15 protein-coding genes and 1 riboswitch are annotated in these 13,254 nt (G+C 62.2%); of the genes, 5 read left to right on the top strand and 10 right to left on the bottom strand.

Annotated elements, in window-relative coordinates; all coding sequences use genetic code 11:
• Positions 1 to 151: 151 nt before the first annotated feature.
• Genes QIW53_RS07895 through QIW53_RS07875 form a run of 5 tightly spaced genes read right to left on the bottom strand, consistent with a single transcriptional unit; the run spans position 152 to position 4,227 of the window.
• Positions 152 to 793 carry an urea amidolyase associated protein UAAP2 gene (locus QIW53_RS07895; RefSeq protein ID WP_371049072.1) on the bottom strand — a complete coding sequence of 214 codons (642 nt, stop codon included), beginning with the start codon at positions 791 to 793 and terminating at the stop codon, positions 152 to 154.
• 11 nt (positions 794 to 804) lie between these two features.
• Positions 805 to 1,530 (bottom strand): urea amidolyase associated protein UAAP1, encoded by a 726-nt coding sequence (locus QIW53_RS07890; protein ID WP_371049070.1) that lies wholly within the window; start codon positions 1,528 to 1,530, stop codon positions 805 to 807.
• Positions 1,531 to 1,543: 13 nt separating this feature from the next.
• Complete coding sequence (locus tag QIW53_RS07885) at positions 1,544 to 2,332, bottom strand: ABC transporter ATP-binding protein (protein ID WP_371049069.1); 789 nt, start codon at positions 2,330 to 2,332, stop codon at positions 1,544 to 1,546.
• The gene (locus QIW53_RS07880; protein ID WP_371049068.1) at positions 2,329 to 3,144 is read right to left on the bottom strand and encodes an ABC transporter permease; all 816 of its coding nucleotides are present in this window, start codon (positions 3,142 to 3,144) and stop codon (positions 2,329 to 2,331) included. The genes QIW53_RS07885 and QIW53_RS07880 overlap by 4 nt, the downstream gene beginning before the upstream one ends.
• 15 nt (positions 3,145 to 3,159) lie before the next feature.
• A complete protein-coding gene (locus QIW53_RS07875; protein ID WP_371049067.1) occupies positions 3,160 to 4,227 on the bottom strand; it encodes a putative urea ABC transporter substrate-binding protein in 1,068 nt (355 codons plus the stop codon).
• 64 nt (positions 4,228 to 4,291) lie between these two features.
• Positions 4,292 to 4,392, bottom strand: a riboswitch (guanidine-I (ykkC/yxkD leader).
• 281 nt (positions 4,393 to 4,673) lie between these two features.
• On the opposite strand from QIW53_RS07875, the gene QIW53_RS07870 reads away from it, so the two are divergent.
• Together QIW53_RS07870 and QIW53_RS07865 are read left to right on the top strand one after the other, a co-directional pair.
• Complete coding sequence (locus tag QIW53_RS07870; RefSeq protein ID WP_192302349.1) at positions 4,674 to 4,916, top strand: hypothetical protein; 243 nt, start codon at positions 4,674 to 4,676, stop codon at positions 4,914 to 4,916.
• 167 nt (positions 4,917 to 5,083) lie between these two features.
• Positions 5,084 to 5,557, top strand: a complete 474-nt coding sequence (locus QIW53_RS07865; RefSeq protein ID WP_201196167.1) for a hypothetical protein — start codon at positions 5,084 to 5,086, stop codon at positions 5,555 to 5,557.
• A 54-nt stretch (positions 5,558 to 5,611) separates the two neighbouring features.
• On the opposite strand, the gene QIW53_RS07860 is transcribed toward QIW53_RS07865, so the two are convergent.
• Positions 5,612 to 6,724 (bottom strand): enoyl-CoA hydratase/isomerase family protein, encoded by a 1,113-nt coding sequence (locus QIW53_RS07860; protein ID WP_371049066.1) that lies wholly within the window; start codon positions 6,722 to 6,724, stop codon positions 5,612 to 5,614.
• A gap of 132 nt (positions 6,725 to 6,856) precedes the next feature.
• On the opposite strand from QIW53_RS07860, the gene ung reads away from it, so the two are divergent.
• From ung to QIW53_RS07845, 3 genes are all read left to right on the top strand, one after another.
• Positions 6,857 to 7,552 carry a uracil-DNA glycosylase gene (gene ung, locus QIW53_RS07855; protein WP_371049065.1) on the top strand — a complete coding sequence of 232 codons (696 nt, stop codon included), beginning with the start codon at positions 6,857 to 6,859 and terminating at the stop codon, positions 7,550 to 7,552.
• Positions 7,528 to 8,172, top strand: coding sequence for a hypothetical protein (locus QIW53_RS07850; RefSeq protein ID WP_371049064.1), 645 nt, complete (start codon positions 7,528 to 7,530; stop codon positions 8,170 to 8,172). Before ung ends, QIW53_RS07850 begins: the two co-directional genes overlap by 25 nt.
• Before the next feature lie 217 nt (positions 8,173 to 8,389).
• Entirely contained in the window at positions 8,390 to 8,848 is a 459-nt protein-coding gene (locus QIW53_RS07845; RefSeq protein WP_371049063.1) for a hypothetical protein, read from the top strand.
• Between the two features lie 60 nt (positions 8,849 to 8,908).
• Here the strand turns inward: QIW53_RS07845 and QIW53_RS07840 are convergent, their stop codons facing one another.
• From QIW53_RS07840 to QIW53_RS07825, 4 genes are read right to left on the bottom strand one after another with little or no spacing between them, the layout of a single operon-like run.
• Positions 8,909 to 9,946 (bottom strand): AbrB family transcriptional regulator, encoded by a 1,038-nt coding sequence (locus QIW53_RS07840; RefSeq protein ID WP_371049062.1) that lies wholly within the window; start codon positions 9,944 to 9,946, stop codon positions 8,909 to 8,911.
• A complete protein-coding gene (locus QIW53_RS07835; RefSeq protein ID WP_371049061.1) occupies positions 9,939 to 11,453 on the bottom strand; it encodes a tripartite tricarboxylate transporter permease in 1,515 nt (504 codons plus the stop codon). Before QIW53_RS07835 ends, QIW53_RS07840 begins: the two co-directional genes overlap by 8 nt.
• Before the next feature lies 1 nt (position 11,454).
• Positions 11,455 to 11,913, bottom strand: a complete 459-nt coding sequence (locus QIW53_RS07830) for a tripartite tricarboxylate transporter TctB family protein (RefSeq protein WP_371049060.1) — start codon at positions 11,911 to 11,913, stop codon at positions 11,455 to 11,457.
• 58 nt (positions 11,914 to 11,971) lie between these two features.
• Entirely contained in the window at positions 11,972 to 12,949 is a 978-nt protein-coding gene (locus tag QIW53_RS07825) for a Bug family tripartite tricarboxylate transporter substrate binding protein (RefSeq protein WP_371049059.1), read from the bottom strand.
• Positions 12,950 to 13,254 lie beyond the last annotated feature (305 nt).

The following is a 13,254-nucleotide window of genomic DNA, read 5'->3' as shown; positions in this document are numbered from 1 at the left end:
GCGGTGTGTCAGCCACGCGAATGTTGACTGACACTCCGCATTCGCGAGCAAGCCCGCTCCCACAGTGGAGGGTGGCGCTTTCACTTTTTGAGGCACTGCCCCGATCTGGCCTGGCACAGCGCAAACAACCAGCGACGCAAGCGCACGATTTTCAGTTCCATACCAGCAGCTCCGCAGGTGTCGGGTTGTAGGCGTTGCACGGGTTGTTCAGTTGCGGGCAGTTGGAGATCAGCACGATCACGTCCATCTCGGCCCGCAGGTCGACGTATTTGCCCGGTGCCGAAATGCCGTCTTCGAAGGTCAGGCCACCGTCGGCGGTGACCGGCACGTTCATGAAGAAATTGATGTTCGGCCCGATGTCACCTTTGCCCAGGCGACCGTCATGGACGCAGGCGCGCAGGTAGTTGTCGCGGCAGCTGTGCATGTAGCGTTTTTCCAGGGCGTAGCGCACGGTGTTGCTCTCTTGCGCGCAGGCTCCGCCAAGGGTGTCGTGACGTCCGCAGGTGTCGGCGACGATGGTCAGCATCGGTTTGCCGAGGTTGGAATACAGCACGCTGCCGGTGCTCAGGTAGACGCTGTTCTGCCGGCGCAGGGTGCGCTGCACGTCGTAGCGTTCTTTCGGGTTGGCCACGCTATAGAAGAGGGTATCGACGGCCTGATTGCCTTCCAGGTCGAGGATGCGCAGGGTCTGGCCGGCCTTGACCTCCATCAGCCAGGGTTCGCCGGCCGGGATGGTGGCGCGGTAGACCGCTGTTTCCGGGAGCTTGTGAGCAGTAGCGATTGCGAGTGACATGGCAGCGATCCTCAGGCGAACAGGCGGTCGGTGTTGATGAAGCCGCGCTCGTTTTCCGGGCGCGAGGTACGGCAGTGTTCGGCGACGCTGGCGTCGGCGTTCATCCAGCTCAGCTTCAGCGGTTTGGGGGCGTATTCGGTCGACGGGTCCATCGGGTGTTGCAGGGCGGTGAGCACCACCAGGGTGTCCATTGGCGCGTACAACTCGATGTAGTCGCCGGCCTTGGAGTTGCCTTCGACGAAGTGGAAACGCCCGGCTTCATCGACATTCACCCGGCTGAACAGGTTGAGGGTCATCAGCAGGTCCGACAGGCCCAGGCCCCACTTGCCCAGCTCCACCAGCAGGTTGTCGGTGCCGTTGCGGAAGAAACCGTTGCGCAGCTCCTGATAGCGCCCGGCGCCGTATTTTTGCGCGACTTCCTCGGCGCACAACACGCCGCCGAGGCTGTCGCTCCAGCCGCAGGTGTCAGCGGTGATCGCCGCCAATACGCGGCCCATGTCCGAGTACAGGCAATGGCCGGCGGTGAGTTTCGCGGTGTGCTGGCACTTGAGGCTGTCGGGCAGGTTCAGGCGTTCGGTTTTTTCGTTGGCGTTGAGCAGCGTCAGGCTGACGTTGGCGCCGCCGCGCAGGTCGGTCAGGCGCAGCAATTGGCCGCGCTTGAGGACGAAGGAGCGATGGCCGCCGCCGGGCAGGGTTTCTTCGGCGAAGGGCGGGAACAGTTGGGTCGAATCGGTCATGGGAAGATTCCTCTCAAGCGGTGCGAAGTACGCCAGCCAAAGTGGGCGGCAAGGCGTCGACGGCGGCGCGTTGGGCGCGGCGGTCGCTGTTCAAAGGGATGTCGTAAGTGATCCGCGCGCCATAGGCGCCGGGTGCGTGCGGGTCGAGGCGAACCTTGTCGAACACCAGCAGGCGGGTGCCGAGGCTGAAGCCTTCGGACAGGTCATGGGTGACCATGAACACCGTCAGTTGCGTCTCGCGCCACAGCTCCAGAAGCAGGGCGTGCATATCCTTGCGGATGCCCGGGTCGAGCGCGCCGAAGGGTTCGTCGAGCAGCAGCACGCGGGGTTTCATGATCAGTGCCTGGGCGATGGCCAGCCGTTGTTGCATGCCGCCGGAGAGCTGCGCCGGGTATTTGTCCAACGCGTGGCCAAGGCCGACTTTGTGCAGCAACACCGAAGCCTGCTCGCGAGCGTGTTTTTTCGCGCTGCCGAACAGCCGCCCGAGCAGCGGCGAGCGCGGCAGTTCCAGGCCAAGGGCGACGTTGTCGAGCACCGACAGGTGCGGGAACACCGAGTAGCGCTGGAACACCACGCCACGGCTCGCGTCCGGTTCGCTGGCCAGGGCCTGGCCATCGAGCAGGATTTCGCCGCGACTGGCACGCTCCTGGCCGAGTAGCAGGCGCAGGAAGGTCGACTTGCCGCAGCCCGAAGCGCCGACCAGGGTGCAGAACTCCCCTTCATTGACGTTCAGGTTCAAGCCTTCGAGCACCACCTGATCGGCGTATTGCTGCCAGACATTCTTGACGGTGATGAAGCTCATGCGCGCGCTCCTTCATACCAGGGGAAGGCACGTTGAGTCAGGCGCTTGAGGCCCCAGTCCATCAGCCAGGCGAGCAGGGTGATCCACACCACGTACGGCAGGATCACGTCCATGGCCAGATAACGGCGCACCAGGAAGATCCGGTAGCCGAGGCCGTCGGTGGAGGCGATGGCTTCGGCCGCAATCAGGAACAACCACGCCGAGCCGAGCATCAGCCGCAGCGAGATCAGCAGGCGCGGCAGCAACTGCGGCAGCACCACCCGCAGCATCAGGGTCCAGGTGGAGGCGCCCAAGGTTTGCGCCTTGATCAGCAATTCCACGGGGATTTCCCGGGCGCGCTGTTCCAGGTCCCGCGCCAGGGCCGGGGTGATGCCGATCACGATCAGCATCACCTTCGACAATTCCCCCAGCCCGAAGACGATGAACAGAATCGGCAGGATCGCCAGCGGCGGCACCATCGACAGCACCGTCAGCAGCGGTGACAACGGCGCGCCAAACAGCGGCAGGGTGCCAGCGGCCATGCCAAGGCACAGCCCGGCGAGCGCGCTGATACCCAGGCCGATGGCCAACCGTTGCAGGCTCGACGCGGTGTCCTGCCACAGCAGGTATTCACCGGTGCGTGTGTCTGCCACGAAGGCCAGACGCTTGACCGCGTCGGCCATTTGCACGGCGCTCGGCAGCAGCTTGTCGTTGGGGTTTTCCGTCAGCCGCTCGGCCGAGCCCATGAAGTAGGCCAACAGCACCAGGGCGAACGGCAGGATCACCAGCAACAGGCGACTCGGGCGGTCCGGGTGACGATTGATCAGGCGCATGGCCAGGTCCTCTTCTTACAGCTTGGCGTCGGCGGCCATTTGCACGTAGCTGGGGTCGAAACGCAGCTTGAGGTTGCTCTTGTCGCCACTGGTCACGCCGTTCGCGAAAGCCATGCCGACCGCACTGGTGTCCTTGGCGCCTTCACCCAGCAAACCGTGCTGGAACGAGAACTCGGCCACCCGGCGCATGGTTTCCGGCAATTGCGTGCTGGTGGCGAAGGCGAGGGCTTCCTGTGGCGTGGCGAACAGCTTGGTGGTGTCCAGTTGCGCCTGGAAACCCGCGAGGTCAGTGCCGGAGGCCTTGGCCATGTGCTCGAGCGCGGCCTGGCTGGCGCCGTTCTTCGCGTTCATCAGCGCGACCACTTCGAACCAGGCGCCGGTCAGGGCCTTGCCCAGGGCCGGGTTGTCCTTGAGGGTGGCGCTGTTGACCACCATCATGTCCATGATTTCGCCGGGGATCTGACTGGAGTTGAAAACCTCGGTCACGCCGGGTTTGGCCTTGATGTCCGAGAGCATCGGGTTCCAGGTGGTGACAGCGTTGACCTGGGCGGTGTTGAAGGCCGCAGCGATGTCGGCGTCGGAGGTGTTGACCACTTTCAGGTCTTTCTCGGTGAGATCCACCGAGTCCAGCGCGCGGGCCAGCAGGTAGTGGGACACCGACAGCTCGACCAGGTTGACGTCCATGCCCTTGAGGTCGCTGACGGTCTTGCCTTCGCCCTTGAGCACGACGCCGTCGTTGCCGTTCGAGAAATCACTGACGATCAGCGCGGTGCTGTCCACGCCACCGGCGGCCGGGATGGTCAGCGCGTCCATGTTGGTCATGGTGCAGCCGTCGAACTGGCCGGCGGTGTATTGGTTGATGGATTCGACGTAATCGTTGAGCTGCACCACATCAATCTTGATGCCGTACTTCTTCGCCCATTTGTCGACGATGCCCTGGCTGCCTGCGTACTCCCACGGCATCCAGCCGGCGTAGATGGTCCAGCAGACGCTGAAGTGGTCTTTTTGTGCAGCCTGGGATTGGGTGCTGAGCAACGCGGCGAACGCGGCGGCGAGCAGGGCGGGGAAACGTAGTCGAGACATGGTTCGGGTTCTCCAGTTGATCAGGGGCGGACAGGAGTCAATGCGGCACCGCTAGCGGTGGCTTGTCTCCCGGGCTTTTGTCCCGCCGTGTAACCTCAACTGGAGGTCGCCAACTCTCGGACCAGCCACTCGCGATTGCGAGCCGGAACCCTAGTCAGCCATTTGCAAATTGTGGTGCCGCGAACCTGTGATGACTCCTGCACGGGGTTGTTAAAGCGAGAGGCGTGCCAAGTCGCTCCAGGCCCTCTGCGCCGGGGGATCGATGTGCAAGGGCAGGCCGCAGGTCGGCGTTGGTTGCGTCGTGATGGTGCACGAACGCACCGGTTTGCAGCATCGTCGGCCGCCGATCCGAAGGTCGCCGCAGGCCTTGCACTCGCTGATCAAAAAACAGTCAATAGATGAGTCAGCTGTTCCTGTATCGGCTGCAGGTCTTTCAGGAGGCCGCCATGTTTCGTCGACTGTTGCTGGGTGTCGTGCTCGGTGTCGGGCTGTCCGGCTGCTACTACTACGCCGGTTCGTACGACGTGTATTCCTCGCCTTATTACTCCCCGGGCTACGCGCCTTACTCCTACTACTACGGCCCGCGCTATTACTACGGCCCGCGTTTTTACGGTGGTTATCGCTACTACTATTGGGGAGGGCACGCGCCGCGTTATTACGGCGGTGGATATCGGGGAGGGCACCATTAACCCGCGCATGAATGTATGAAAAACCTTTCATCGGCGAGATGTTTCAACTTGTTGCAAGACCGCACCAGATTTCGGATTCGATGTCTGATCTTTCGACAGTCTCCTAATAATTGACTGTCGCTCGCCAGCGTCGCTGGTGTGGCTCACTCGCGGTCCAGGAGGCCGCCATGCACTGTCTAAAGCAGCTACGTCGAATTCTTCTGATTGCTGTCTCGGGTTTGACCATCGGTGCGTGCGTGCCCTACGCCGATGGGGGCAGCTATTACAGTTCCGAGGTGTATTCGTCCCCGGCGCCGTACTATTCCGGTGGCGGGGCCTACTATTCAAACGGCGGCTACTACAGCTCGCAACGCCGCTACTACTCGCCACCGGCCCGGTATTACCAGCCCACCCCGCGCTACTACTACCAGCCGCGGGTTTATCAACCAGCGCCGCGTTATTACCAACCATCGCCACGGGGCGATTACCGGGCCCATCAGAATCGCGGCTGGGACAACCACAGCCGCAGCGGCTGGGATGGTCGCAACCGTGGAGGCTGGAACAACGATTACCGGGGAGGCCATGGCGGTCGCGATGGCCGGGGTGGAAGAGGCGACCACAATGGTCGCGGTGACCATGATGGCCGCGGTGGCCGACGCTGATTTGAGTGAAACGCCAAACCGAGTGGGAGCGAGCAAAAGCGCTCCCACGTTCGTTCAGTGATCCTGCAGATCCGCCAATGGATGCCGCCCCTCCCAGGCTTTCTGGAAGTGCGCCTCGACCACCGCCTGCGGCACGTGGTTGATGTCCGACCAATGCCAGTGCGGCTGCTGATCCTTGTCGATCAAGCGCGCCCGCACGCCTTCACTGAACTCCGGGTGACGGCAGCAATTGAGGCTCAGGGTGTATTCCATCTGGAACACCTGCGCCAGAGACAGGTGGCGAGCGCGGACGATTTGTTCCCACACCAGATGCGCGGTCAGTGGCGAGCCTTCACTCAGGGTGTGAGCGGCGCGGCTGAGCAGCAGGTCGCTGCTGTCGCGCTGCTGGCTGATGGCCTGCCAGGCGCAACGCACGTCGCTGACATCCAGCAGTTCGTCGATCTGCTGGCGTCGCGGCAGCCACTGGGCATCGGGCATCTGAGCGAGGGCTTCCTGTTGCAAGGCCTTGAGCAGGCTGTTGAGTTGCACCGGCGTCTGTTCCTGCCAGTTCAATTGCAGCAAACCTTCGATCAAGGCCTGTTGCTGTTCATCGAGCAGGAAACGGTCGGCCAGGTCCAGATCGAGCGCATCCCGGCCATTCATGTGCGCGCCGGTCAGGCCGAGGAACAGACCGAGCTTGCCGGGCAGGCGCGACAAGAACCAGCTGGCGCCGACGTCCGGGTACAGACCGATGCTGATCTCGGGCATCGCCAGGCGGCTGCTGGGTGTGACAATGCGGATGCTGGCGCCCTGCAGCAGGCCCATGCCACCGCCCAGTACATAGCCATGGCCCCAACAGATCAGCGGTTTCGGGTAGGTGTGCAGGTAGAAGTCCAGGCGGTATTCCGCCGCGAAGAAGTTCGCCGCCAGTGGCGGCACTTCGCCGGGGTGTGCGCGACACGCTTCCACCAGGCTGCGCACGTCGCCGCCGGCGCAAAAGGCCTTGGCCCCGTTGCCGCGCAACAGCACGCAGACCACCTGTGGATCCTTGGCCCAGGCGTCGAGCCGATCGCGCAGGGCGTTGATCATCGGCAGAGAGAGGGCGTTCAGGGACTTTTCGGCATCCAGGCTGGCGACTGCGATGCGGGCGCCGTCGGTGCCGATCAGTTCTTCGAAGTGCAGATTCATCGTGACCTCGATCGGGAATTTGAGCGTTCAGTATGATCGCTGTGTGGGAAAGTGCCGGATCTGCGTCAGATCAATTGACAAGCGTGATGGGCTTTCCTAGGGTTCGCCCCATTGTTTTTGCCGGGTGTAACCATGACTGCTGACGACCGTATCAAACTCGAACCGAGCTGGAAGGAGGCACTGCGTGCTGAGTTCGACCAGCCCTACATGGCAGAGTTGCGCAATTTCCTGCAACAGGAGCGTGCGGCCGGCAAGGAGATCTATCCACCGGGCCCGCTGATTTTCAACGCACTCAATTCCACGCCGCTGGACAAGGTCAAGGTGGTGATCCTCGGCCAGGATCCCTATCACGGTCCGGGCCAGGCCCATGGCCTGTGTTTCTCGGTGCAGCCGGGGGTACCGGCGCCGCCTTCGCTGGTGAACATCTATAAAGAGTTGAAGCGCGACCTGAACATCGACATTCCCAATCACGGCTACCTGCAAAGCTGGGCCGACCAGGGCGTATTGATGCTCAACACCACCATGACGGTCGAGCGTGCCAATGCCAACGCGCACAAGGACAAGGGCTGGCAGTTTTTCACCGATCGGATCATCGAAGTGGTCAGCCAACAGCAGCCGCACCTGGTGTTCATGCTCTGGGGCTCCCATGCTCAGAGCAAACAGAAGCTGATCGATGCGACCAAACACCTGGTGTTGACCTCGGTGCATCCGTCGCCGCTGTCGGCCTACCGCGGCTTCCTCGGGTGCGGGCACTTCAGTCGCACCAACAAGTTCCTTGAGCAGAATGGCGAGACGCCGATCGAGTGGCGCTTGCCGCCAGTCGTGTAAACGTCCACGGCAATCCTGTTCAAGAAACAGGCCGCCTGGCGACCCGCCGTTCGTCTGAAGGTGGCGGCAACCTGTTATTTCTGACAGTAGATAGCCTGGCGACTCCCTCGCTTAATCAAATGCCCGCACGCACCCACGCGTGCCGGGTCATCAGAGAAAGGGAGACTCGTCATGCCAGAGCTGCACTGGAGCAAATCAAGGCCCTGCCCAAGGGCGCCGGCCACCTCTTCGCGAAAACCCGCCGCTTTCCTCCGGAGGATCCGCGCAGCACCTTCGACGCCTGGCAAGTGGGGGTCTATTCCGATGATCCGGAAACCTACAGCGTGCACGCTGTCGTGCAAGAACCCGGCTACTACAGCGGGATCACCTTCGAGATCAAGGCGGGCACCGCCAATGGCACCTATCCGCTCGGTCCATCGGGTATTGCCGTGCGCTATTACGTCGATGCGGGGGAGGGGATCGAGTTCTACTACGCCATTCGGGGCGAAATAAAACTCACCACGAACTTCGCGACGGCCACGTTCGAGGCCTCGGAATTCCGTTTCGTGGCTGAAAGCGAAGGCTTGGGAAAACAGGTGGAAGTGTATCTGGGCAATTTCAAAATCTCGGCTTTTGGTTAAAAACGCACGCCTCGACCCGATTGATGGCCGGGGCGTGTATTTCTCTCCACCGTGCTTCGGGCGAGCGTCGGCAAGCGCGATTGAGGCGTAGCCGTTCGTCCGATTCCGCTGCCAACCTGTTATTTCTGTCAGTAGACAAGCACGGCCAGCCCTTTGCCTAATCGATTGACCTGCACGCACTCGGGCGTGCCGGGCCATCAGGAAAAGGAAGTTTGTCATGCCAGAGTTAAAATTCGAGCAGATCAAGGCCTTGCCCAAAGGATCCGGTCACCTGTTTGCGAAAACCCGACGCTGGGATCCGTCCGATCCGCGAAGCACCTTCGACACCGCAGAGGTGGGCGCCTATTCCGAGGATCTCGAGGCGTATCAGGCATTTGCGATAGTGGATCAACCTCCCTACCACAGCTCGATCGTCTTCGAGATTGCGGCGGGCACCCAAAGTGGCGTGCACTCTCTGGGGCCAGGGAGTATTGAAGTTCGATACCATGTTCGGGCAGATGCAGATGCTGAAGTCGAGTATTACCGCGCGGTCAGCGGTGAAATCAATCTCACCACCTATTTTCCCTCGGCCCGATTCGATGCCTCGGACTTTCGCTTCGTGGCGCGCCGGGAAAGCACCGGTGAATTGGTAGAAGTCTATCTGGGCAACTTCAAGATTTCGCCGATCGGTCAATAAAAGAAAGGCCCCGTTGCATGATCTGCGCCGGGGCCTTTGTTTCAGATTGACGATGGCGTGTTAACGCTCGGCGGTCCTGTCCCAATATTTGAACAACGGTTCCGCCAGAAACAGCACGAACAGCAAGCGCATCACCTGCATTGCGGTCACCAGCGGCACCGACAATTGCAGGGTTTCCGCCGTCAGGCTCATCTCCGCAATGCCGCCCGGCATCATGCCCAGGGTCAGCGAACGCAAATCCAGATGCGTCAGCGCACTCAAGCCCAATGCCGCCGCCGTGGCGATCAACATCGTCAGCACGGTGCCCATCAGGGTCCGTCCCATGAAGGAAGGCGCGCGCCGGAAAAACTGCCGGTTGAAATGACAGCCCAGGCCGCTGCCGATCAGCCATTGGCCCATCTGGCTGCCGCCGTTGGGCAGACTGATGTGCAGGTCCCAGGCAATGCTCACCGCTGCACTGACCAGCAAAGGCCCGAACAGCCATGGGTTGGGTTGACGAAGTCGTTCCCACAGCCAGGCGGCCAGAGCACCTGCCGGAAACAGAAGGGCCAGCCAGCGCCAGTCGACGGCCGCCGGATGAAAGATCGGCGCGCCATCACCCAGCAGGTATTTGAAAGCGGCCGGCACGCACAGCACCACCACCAGCACCCGCAGGCTTTGGCCCGCCGCGACGCGGCTGAGGACCGCGCCATTGCGCGCGCCGAGGTTGACCATCTCGCCGGAGCCGCCTGGCATGCTGGAGAAAAAGGCGGTGGCGCGATCCTCGCCGGTGCGTCGCATCAACCAGACGCCGACCACGGCCGACAGGCTGGTGACCAACGCACCGAAGAAGATCAGGCCGAAGTGGCTCAGCACCTGCTCCATCACCACCGGGGTGAAATGCAGGCCGATGCCGATGCCGACAATCCACTGGCCGCACTTGCGGCCGCCAGGGATTTCCGCCAGTTGCCACGGCGTCAGGCAGCGCACCAGGATGATCGCCAGCAAAGAGCCGACCATCCAGGGCAGCGGCCAGCCAACCAGGCTGGCCAGGTAACCGCCCAGCGCGCCCACCAGCGGCGTCCCCCACCAGGCGTTGAACGGTGTTCGATCAGACATCGGCTACCGCGCGACGAGCGAGCGAACGTTTGCGCCAGATCCGCAGCAGCGGCAGCGACAGCATGAACACGGTCAGTACCCAGACGCCCAGGGTGATCGGGCTCGACCAGAGGATTTCCAGCGCACCGTTGGAAATCGACAGGGCGCGGCGCAGGTTCTGCTCCATCAGGCCACCGAGGATGAACCCCAGCAACACCGGCGACAGCGGGAAATCCAGCTTGCGCAGGATGTAACCGAAGATACCGATACCGACCATCAGGAACAGGTCGAAGGTGGTGGCATGCACCGCGTAGACACCGATCCCGGTGATGATCGCGATCACGGGCACCAGCGCCCAGTTCGGCACGGCAAGGATGCGGGTGAAGATGCGGATCATCGGGATGTTGAGGATCACCAGCATGATGTTGGCGATGAACAACGAGGCGATCAGGCCCCAGACGATGTCCGGTTGCTGCTGGAACAGCAGCGGGCCGGGGGTGATGTTGTACAGCGACAGGGCGCCGATCATCACGGCTGTGGTGCCCGAACCCGGAACGCCCAGGGTCAGCATTGGCACCAGCGCGCCGCACGCCGAAGCGCCGATGGCGGTTTCCGGTGCAGCCAGGCCACGCATGTCGCCCTGGCCGAAGGTGCCCTTGGCGCCGGCGATGCGCTTTTCGGTCATGTAGGCCACGGCGCTGGCGAGGGTCGCACCTGCACCCGGCAACACGCCCATGATGAAGCCGAACACGCCGCAGCGAATGTTCACCACGAACACCGCCGATGCTTCCTTGAGGTTGAACATCATGCGGCCGGTGGCTTTCACCGCTTCCTGGCCGCGATGGGTTTTTTCCAGCAGCAAAAGGATTTCGCTGATGGAGAACAGGCCCAGCACCAGCACCACGAATTGAATGCCGTCGGTCAGGTGAATGTTGTCCCCGGTAAAGCGGTACACGCCGCTGTTGGCATCAATGCCGACGGTCGACAGGAACAGGCCGATCAACGCCGCGATGAAGGTCTTCAGCGGACGATCGCCGGCCATGCCGCCGAGGCAGACAATCGCGAACACCATGAGTACGAAGTATTCCGCCGGCCCAAAGGCAATCGCCCATTTCGCCAGCAGCGGCGCGAACAGCACCATGCCGCAGGTGGCAATGAACGCGCCGATGAACGAGCTCCACGCCGACAGCGACAGCGCTACGCCGGCCAAGCCTTTGCGAGCCATCGGGTAACCGTCCAGGGTGGTCATCACGGTGGAGGCTTCGCCCGGAATGTTCAGCAGGATCGAGCTGATCCGGCCGCCGTATTCGCAGCCCAGGTAAACCGCCGCCAGCAGGATCAGCGCCGACTCCGGTGGCAGGCCGAGGGCGAAGGCAATCGGAATCAGCAGCGCCACGCCGTTGATCGGGCCCAGGCCCGGCAACAGGCCGACGACGGTGCCGATCAGGGTGCCGGTCAGTGCCGTCACCAGGTTGTAAGGGCTCAGCGCGACGCCGAAGCCCTGGCCCAAATAGCCAAGCGTATCCATATCAGTTCTCCAGAACGTCGAGCAGGCCCAGGGGCAACGGCACGTCCATCAACTTGTCGAACAGCAGGTAGAGACCAATCGCCATCAGCGTCGTCACCACCACACTCGGTAGCCAGCGACCGCCATACAGGCGAGCCATCGGAATGCCGATCAGCATGCTGCTGAGGATGAAGCCCAGCGGTTCGAACAGCCCGGCGAAAATCAGCAGCAGCACCACGCAGATGCCGATCTTGTTCAGGGTTTCGCGGTCCAGTTGCGGGTCGTCTTCGCTGTGCACGATGGGCGTCGGACGCACCAGCATGTACAGCAGGGCCAGGCTCATCAGGCCCAGCATCAACAGCGGAAAGGCGCGCGGTCCGACGGGTTCGTAGGAGAAAGCCGCCTGATACGGCCATGCCATCAGCGCCAGGCCGATGCAGGCCAGCAACAGCACCGAGGCAAAAATGCGTTGTAAGAGCATGTAGAACTCCTGGGCCGCGCCCCTGTGAAGTCGGGGCGCAGCCGCTAGACAGAGGCGATCACTGAATCAGGCCGAACTCTTTGGCCAGCACTTTGTAGTCCGCGACCTGCTTCTTCACGTAGGTGTCGAGCTCCGGGCCGGTCATGGCGAACGGGAACAGCTCGCGCTGATCGCGCAGCTTGGCGAACTCGTCGGAAGCCAGCAGCTTGTCGAAGGACTCTTTCCACCAGGCGTAATCTTCATCGCTGACCTTCGGCCCGAGGTAGAAACCGCGAACCACCGGCCAGACGATGTCGTAGCCCTGTTCCTTGGCAGTCGGGATGTCCTTCATTTCCGGCTCTTCAAGACGCTTGTCGGAGAACACCGCCAGCAGGCGCATGTCACCACTCTGGATATGCGGCATGGAGTCGGAGATGTCGGTGCTGCCGACCTGGATGTGGCCGCCAAGCAGTGCCGTGGCGATTTCGCCGCCGCCTTCGAGGGCAACATAACGCAGGTCGCGGGGGTTGATCCCGGCAGCCTTGGCGATCAGCGCGGTCTGCATCCAGTCCTGGCTGCCGACGGTGCCGCCGGAACCGATGACCACGGAGCTCGGGTCTTTCTTCAATGCCTTGACCAGGTCGTCCAGGGTCTTGTACGGCGAGTCGCTTTTGACGGCGATGGCGCCGTAGCTGGTGCCGACGGCCGCCAGCCAGCGCACGGCATTCTCATCGAAGCGGCCGAACTTGCCCTGGGCCAGGTTCAGCAGCGAGCCGCTGGACCATGCCACCAGCGTGCCGGCATCGGCCGGCCGCTGGGCAACCACTGCGTTATAGGCCACGGCACCGACACCACCGGGCATGTAGGTCACGCGCATCGGTTTGGTCAGCAGTTTTTCATTGACCAGCGCGCTTTGCGCCAGTTTGCAGGTCAGGTCGAAACCGCCGCCGGGCGAGGCCGGGGCAATGCATTCCGGACGTTTCGGTTCGGCCATCAGTTGGCCGGCAAACAGCATGCAGCTGGCGGCGAGGGCGAAACGGCGCAGTGATCGGTTCATGGTTTTCTCCACGGGAGTTGTTGTTTTTGGGGATATTTCAGGTGCGACGGTTTCGCGTTGCGCAGCCGCAAACGGCGCTGACACGCGACATCGATTCGAACGGGAAAGAAGAGGGCGGCGTATAAGCCTGGGGCTGTGTGGACAGCATGGCGCAGTACCTCGGTTATTGTTCTTATTGGCGAAAACGCTTCGTGGCGTTTTTCGGGCGCTACATTCAAAGCAGGGTGCAACGGTGGAATGGGCAGATTGAAACATTCCGTAACTTGACTCTAACCAGCGAACCTTTCGCTAACCTTTCAACAGGC

It is taken from the genome of Pseudomonas fluorescens, from assembly GCF_041354075.1.
GTDB classification, from domain to species: domain Bacteria; phylum Pseudomonadota; class Gammaproteobacteria; order Pseudomonadales; family Pseudomonadaceae; genus Aquipseudomonas; species Aquipseudomonas fluorescens_CE.
Note: the sequence above shows the minus strand (reverse complement) of the source record. Positions and strands in the feature narration are given on the sequence as shown.

What these genes read in the sequence shown, in the direction of transcription:
- QIW53_RS07895 (WP_371049072.1), bottom strand. Translation starts at nt 793, where the DNA reads ATGTCACTCGCAATCGCTACTGCTCACAAGCTCCCGGAAACAGCGGTC.
- QIW53_RS07890 (WP_371049070.1), bottom strand. Translation starts at nt 1,530, where the DNA reads ATGACCGATTCGACCCAACTGTTCCCGCCCTTCGCCGAAGAAACCCTG.
- QIW53_RS07885 (WP_371049069.1), bottom strand. Translation starts at nt 2,332, where the DNA reads ATGAGCTTCATCACCGTCAAGAATGTCTGGCAGCAATACGCCGATCAG.
- QIW53_RS07880 (WP_371049068.1), bottom strand. Translation starts at nt 3,144, where the DNA reads ATGCGCCTGATCAATCGTCACCCGGACCGCCCGAGTCGCCTGTTGCTG.
- QIW53_RS07875 (WP_371049067.1), bottom strand. Translation starts at nt 4,227, where the DNA reads ATGTCTCGACTACGTTTCCCCGCCCTGCTCGCCGCCGCGTTCGCCGCG.
- QIW53_RS07870 (WP_192302349.1), top strand. Translation starts at nt 4,674, where the DNA reads ATGTTTCGTCGACTGTTGCTGGGTGTCGTGCTCGGTGTCGGGCTGTCC.
- QIW53_RS07865 (WP_201196167.1), top strand. Translation starts at nt 5,084, where the DNA reads ATGCACTGTCTAAAGCAGCTACGTCGAATTCTTCTGATTGCTGTCTCG.
- QIW53_RS07860 (WP_371049066.1), bottom strand. Translation starts at nt 6,724, where the DNA reads ATGAATCTGCACTTCGAAGAACTGATCGGCACCGACGGCGCCCGCATC.
- ung (WP_371049065.1), top strand. Translation starts at nt 6,857, where the DNA reads ATGACTGCTGACGACCGTATCAAACTCGAACCGAGCTGGAAGGAGGCA.
- QIW53_RS07845 (WP_371049063.1), top strand. Translation starts at nt 8,390, where the DNA reads ATGCCAGAGTTAAAATTCGAGCAGATCAAGGCCTTGCCCAAAGGATCC.
- QIW53_RS07840 (WP_371049062.1), bottom strand. Translation starts at nt 9,946, where the DNA reads ATGTCTGATCGAACACCGTTCAACGCCTGGTGGGGGACGCCGCTGGTG.
- QIW53_RS07835 (WP_371049061.1), bottom strand. Translation starts at nt 11,453, where the DNA reads ATGGATACGCTTGGCTATTTGGGCCAGGGCTTCGGCGTCGCGCTGAGC.
- QIW53_RS07830 (WP_371049060.1), bottom strand. Translation starts at nt 11,913, where the DNA reads ATGCTCTTACAACGCATTTTTGCCTCGGTGCTGTTGCTGGCCTGCATC.
- QIW53_RS07825 (WP_371049059.1), bottom strand. Translation starts at nt 12,949, where the DNA reads ATGAACCGATCACTGCGCCGTTTCGCCCTCGCCGCCAGCTGCATGCTG.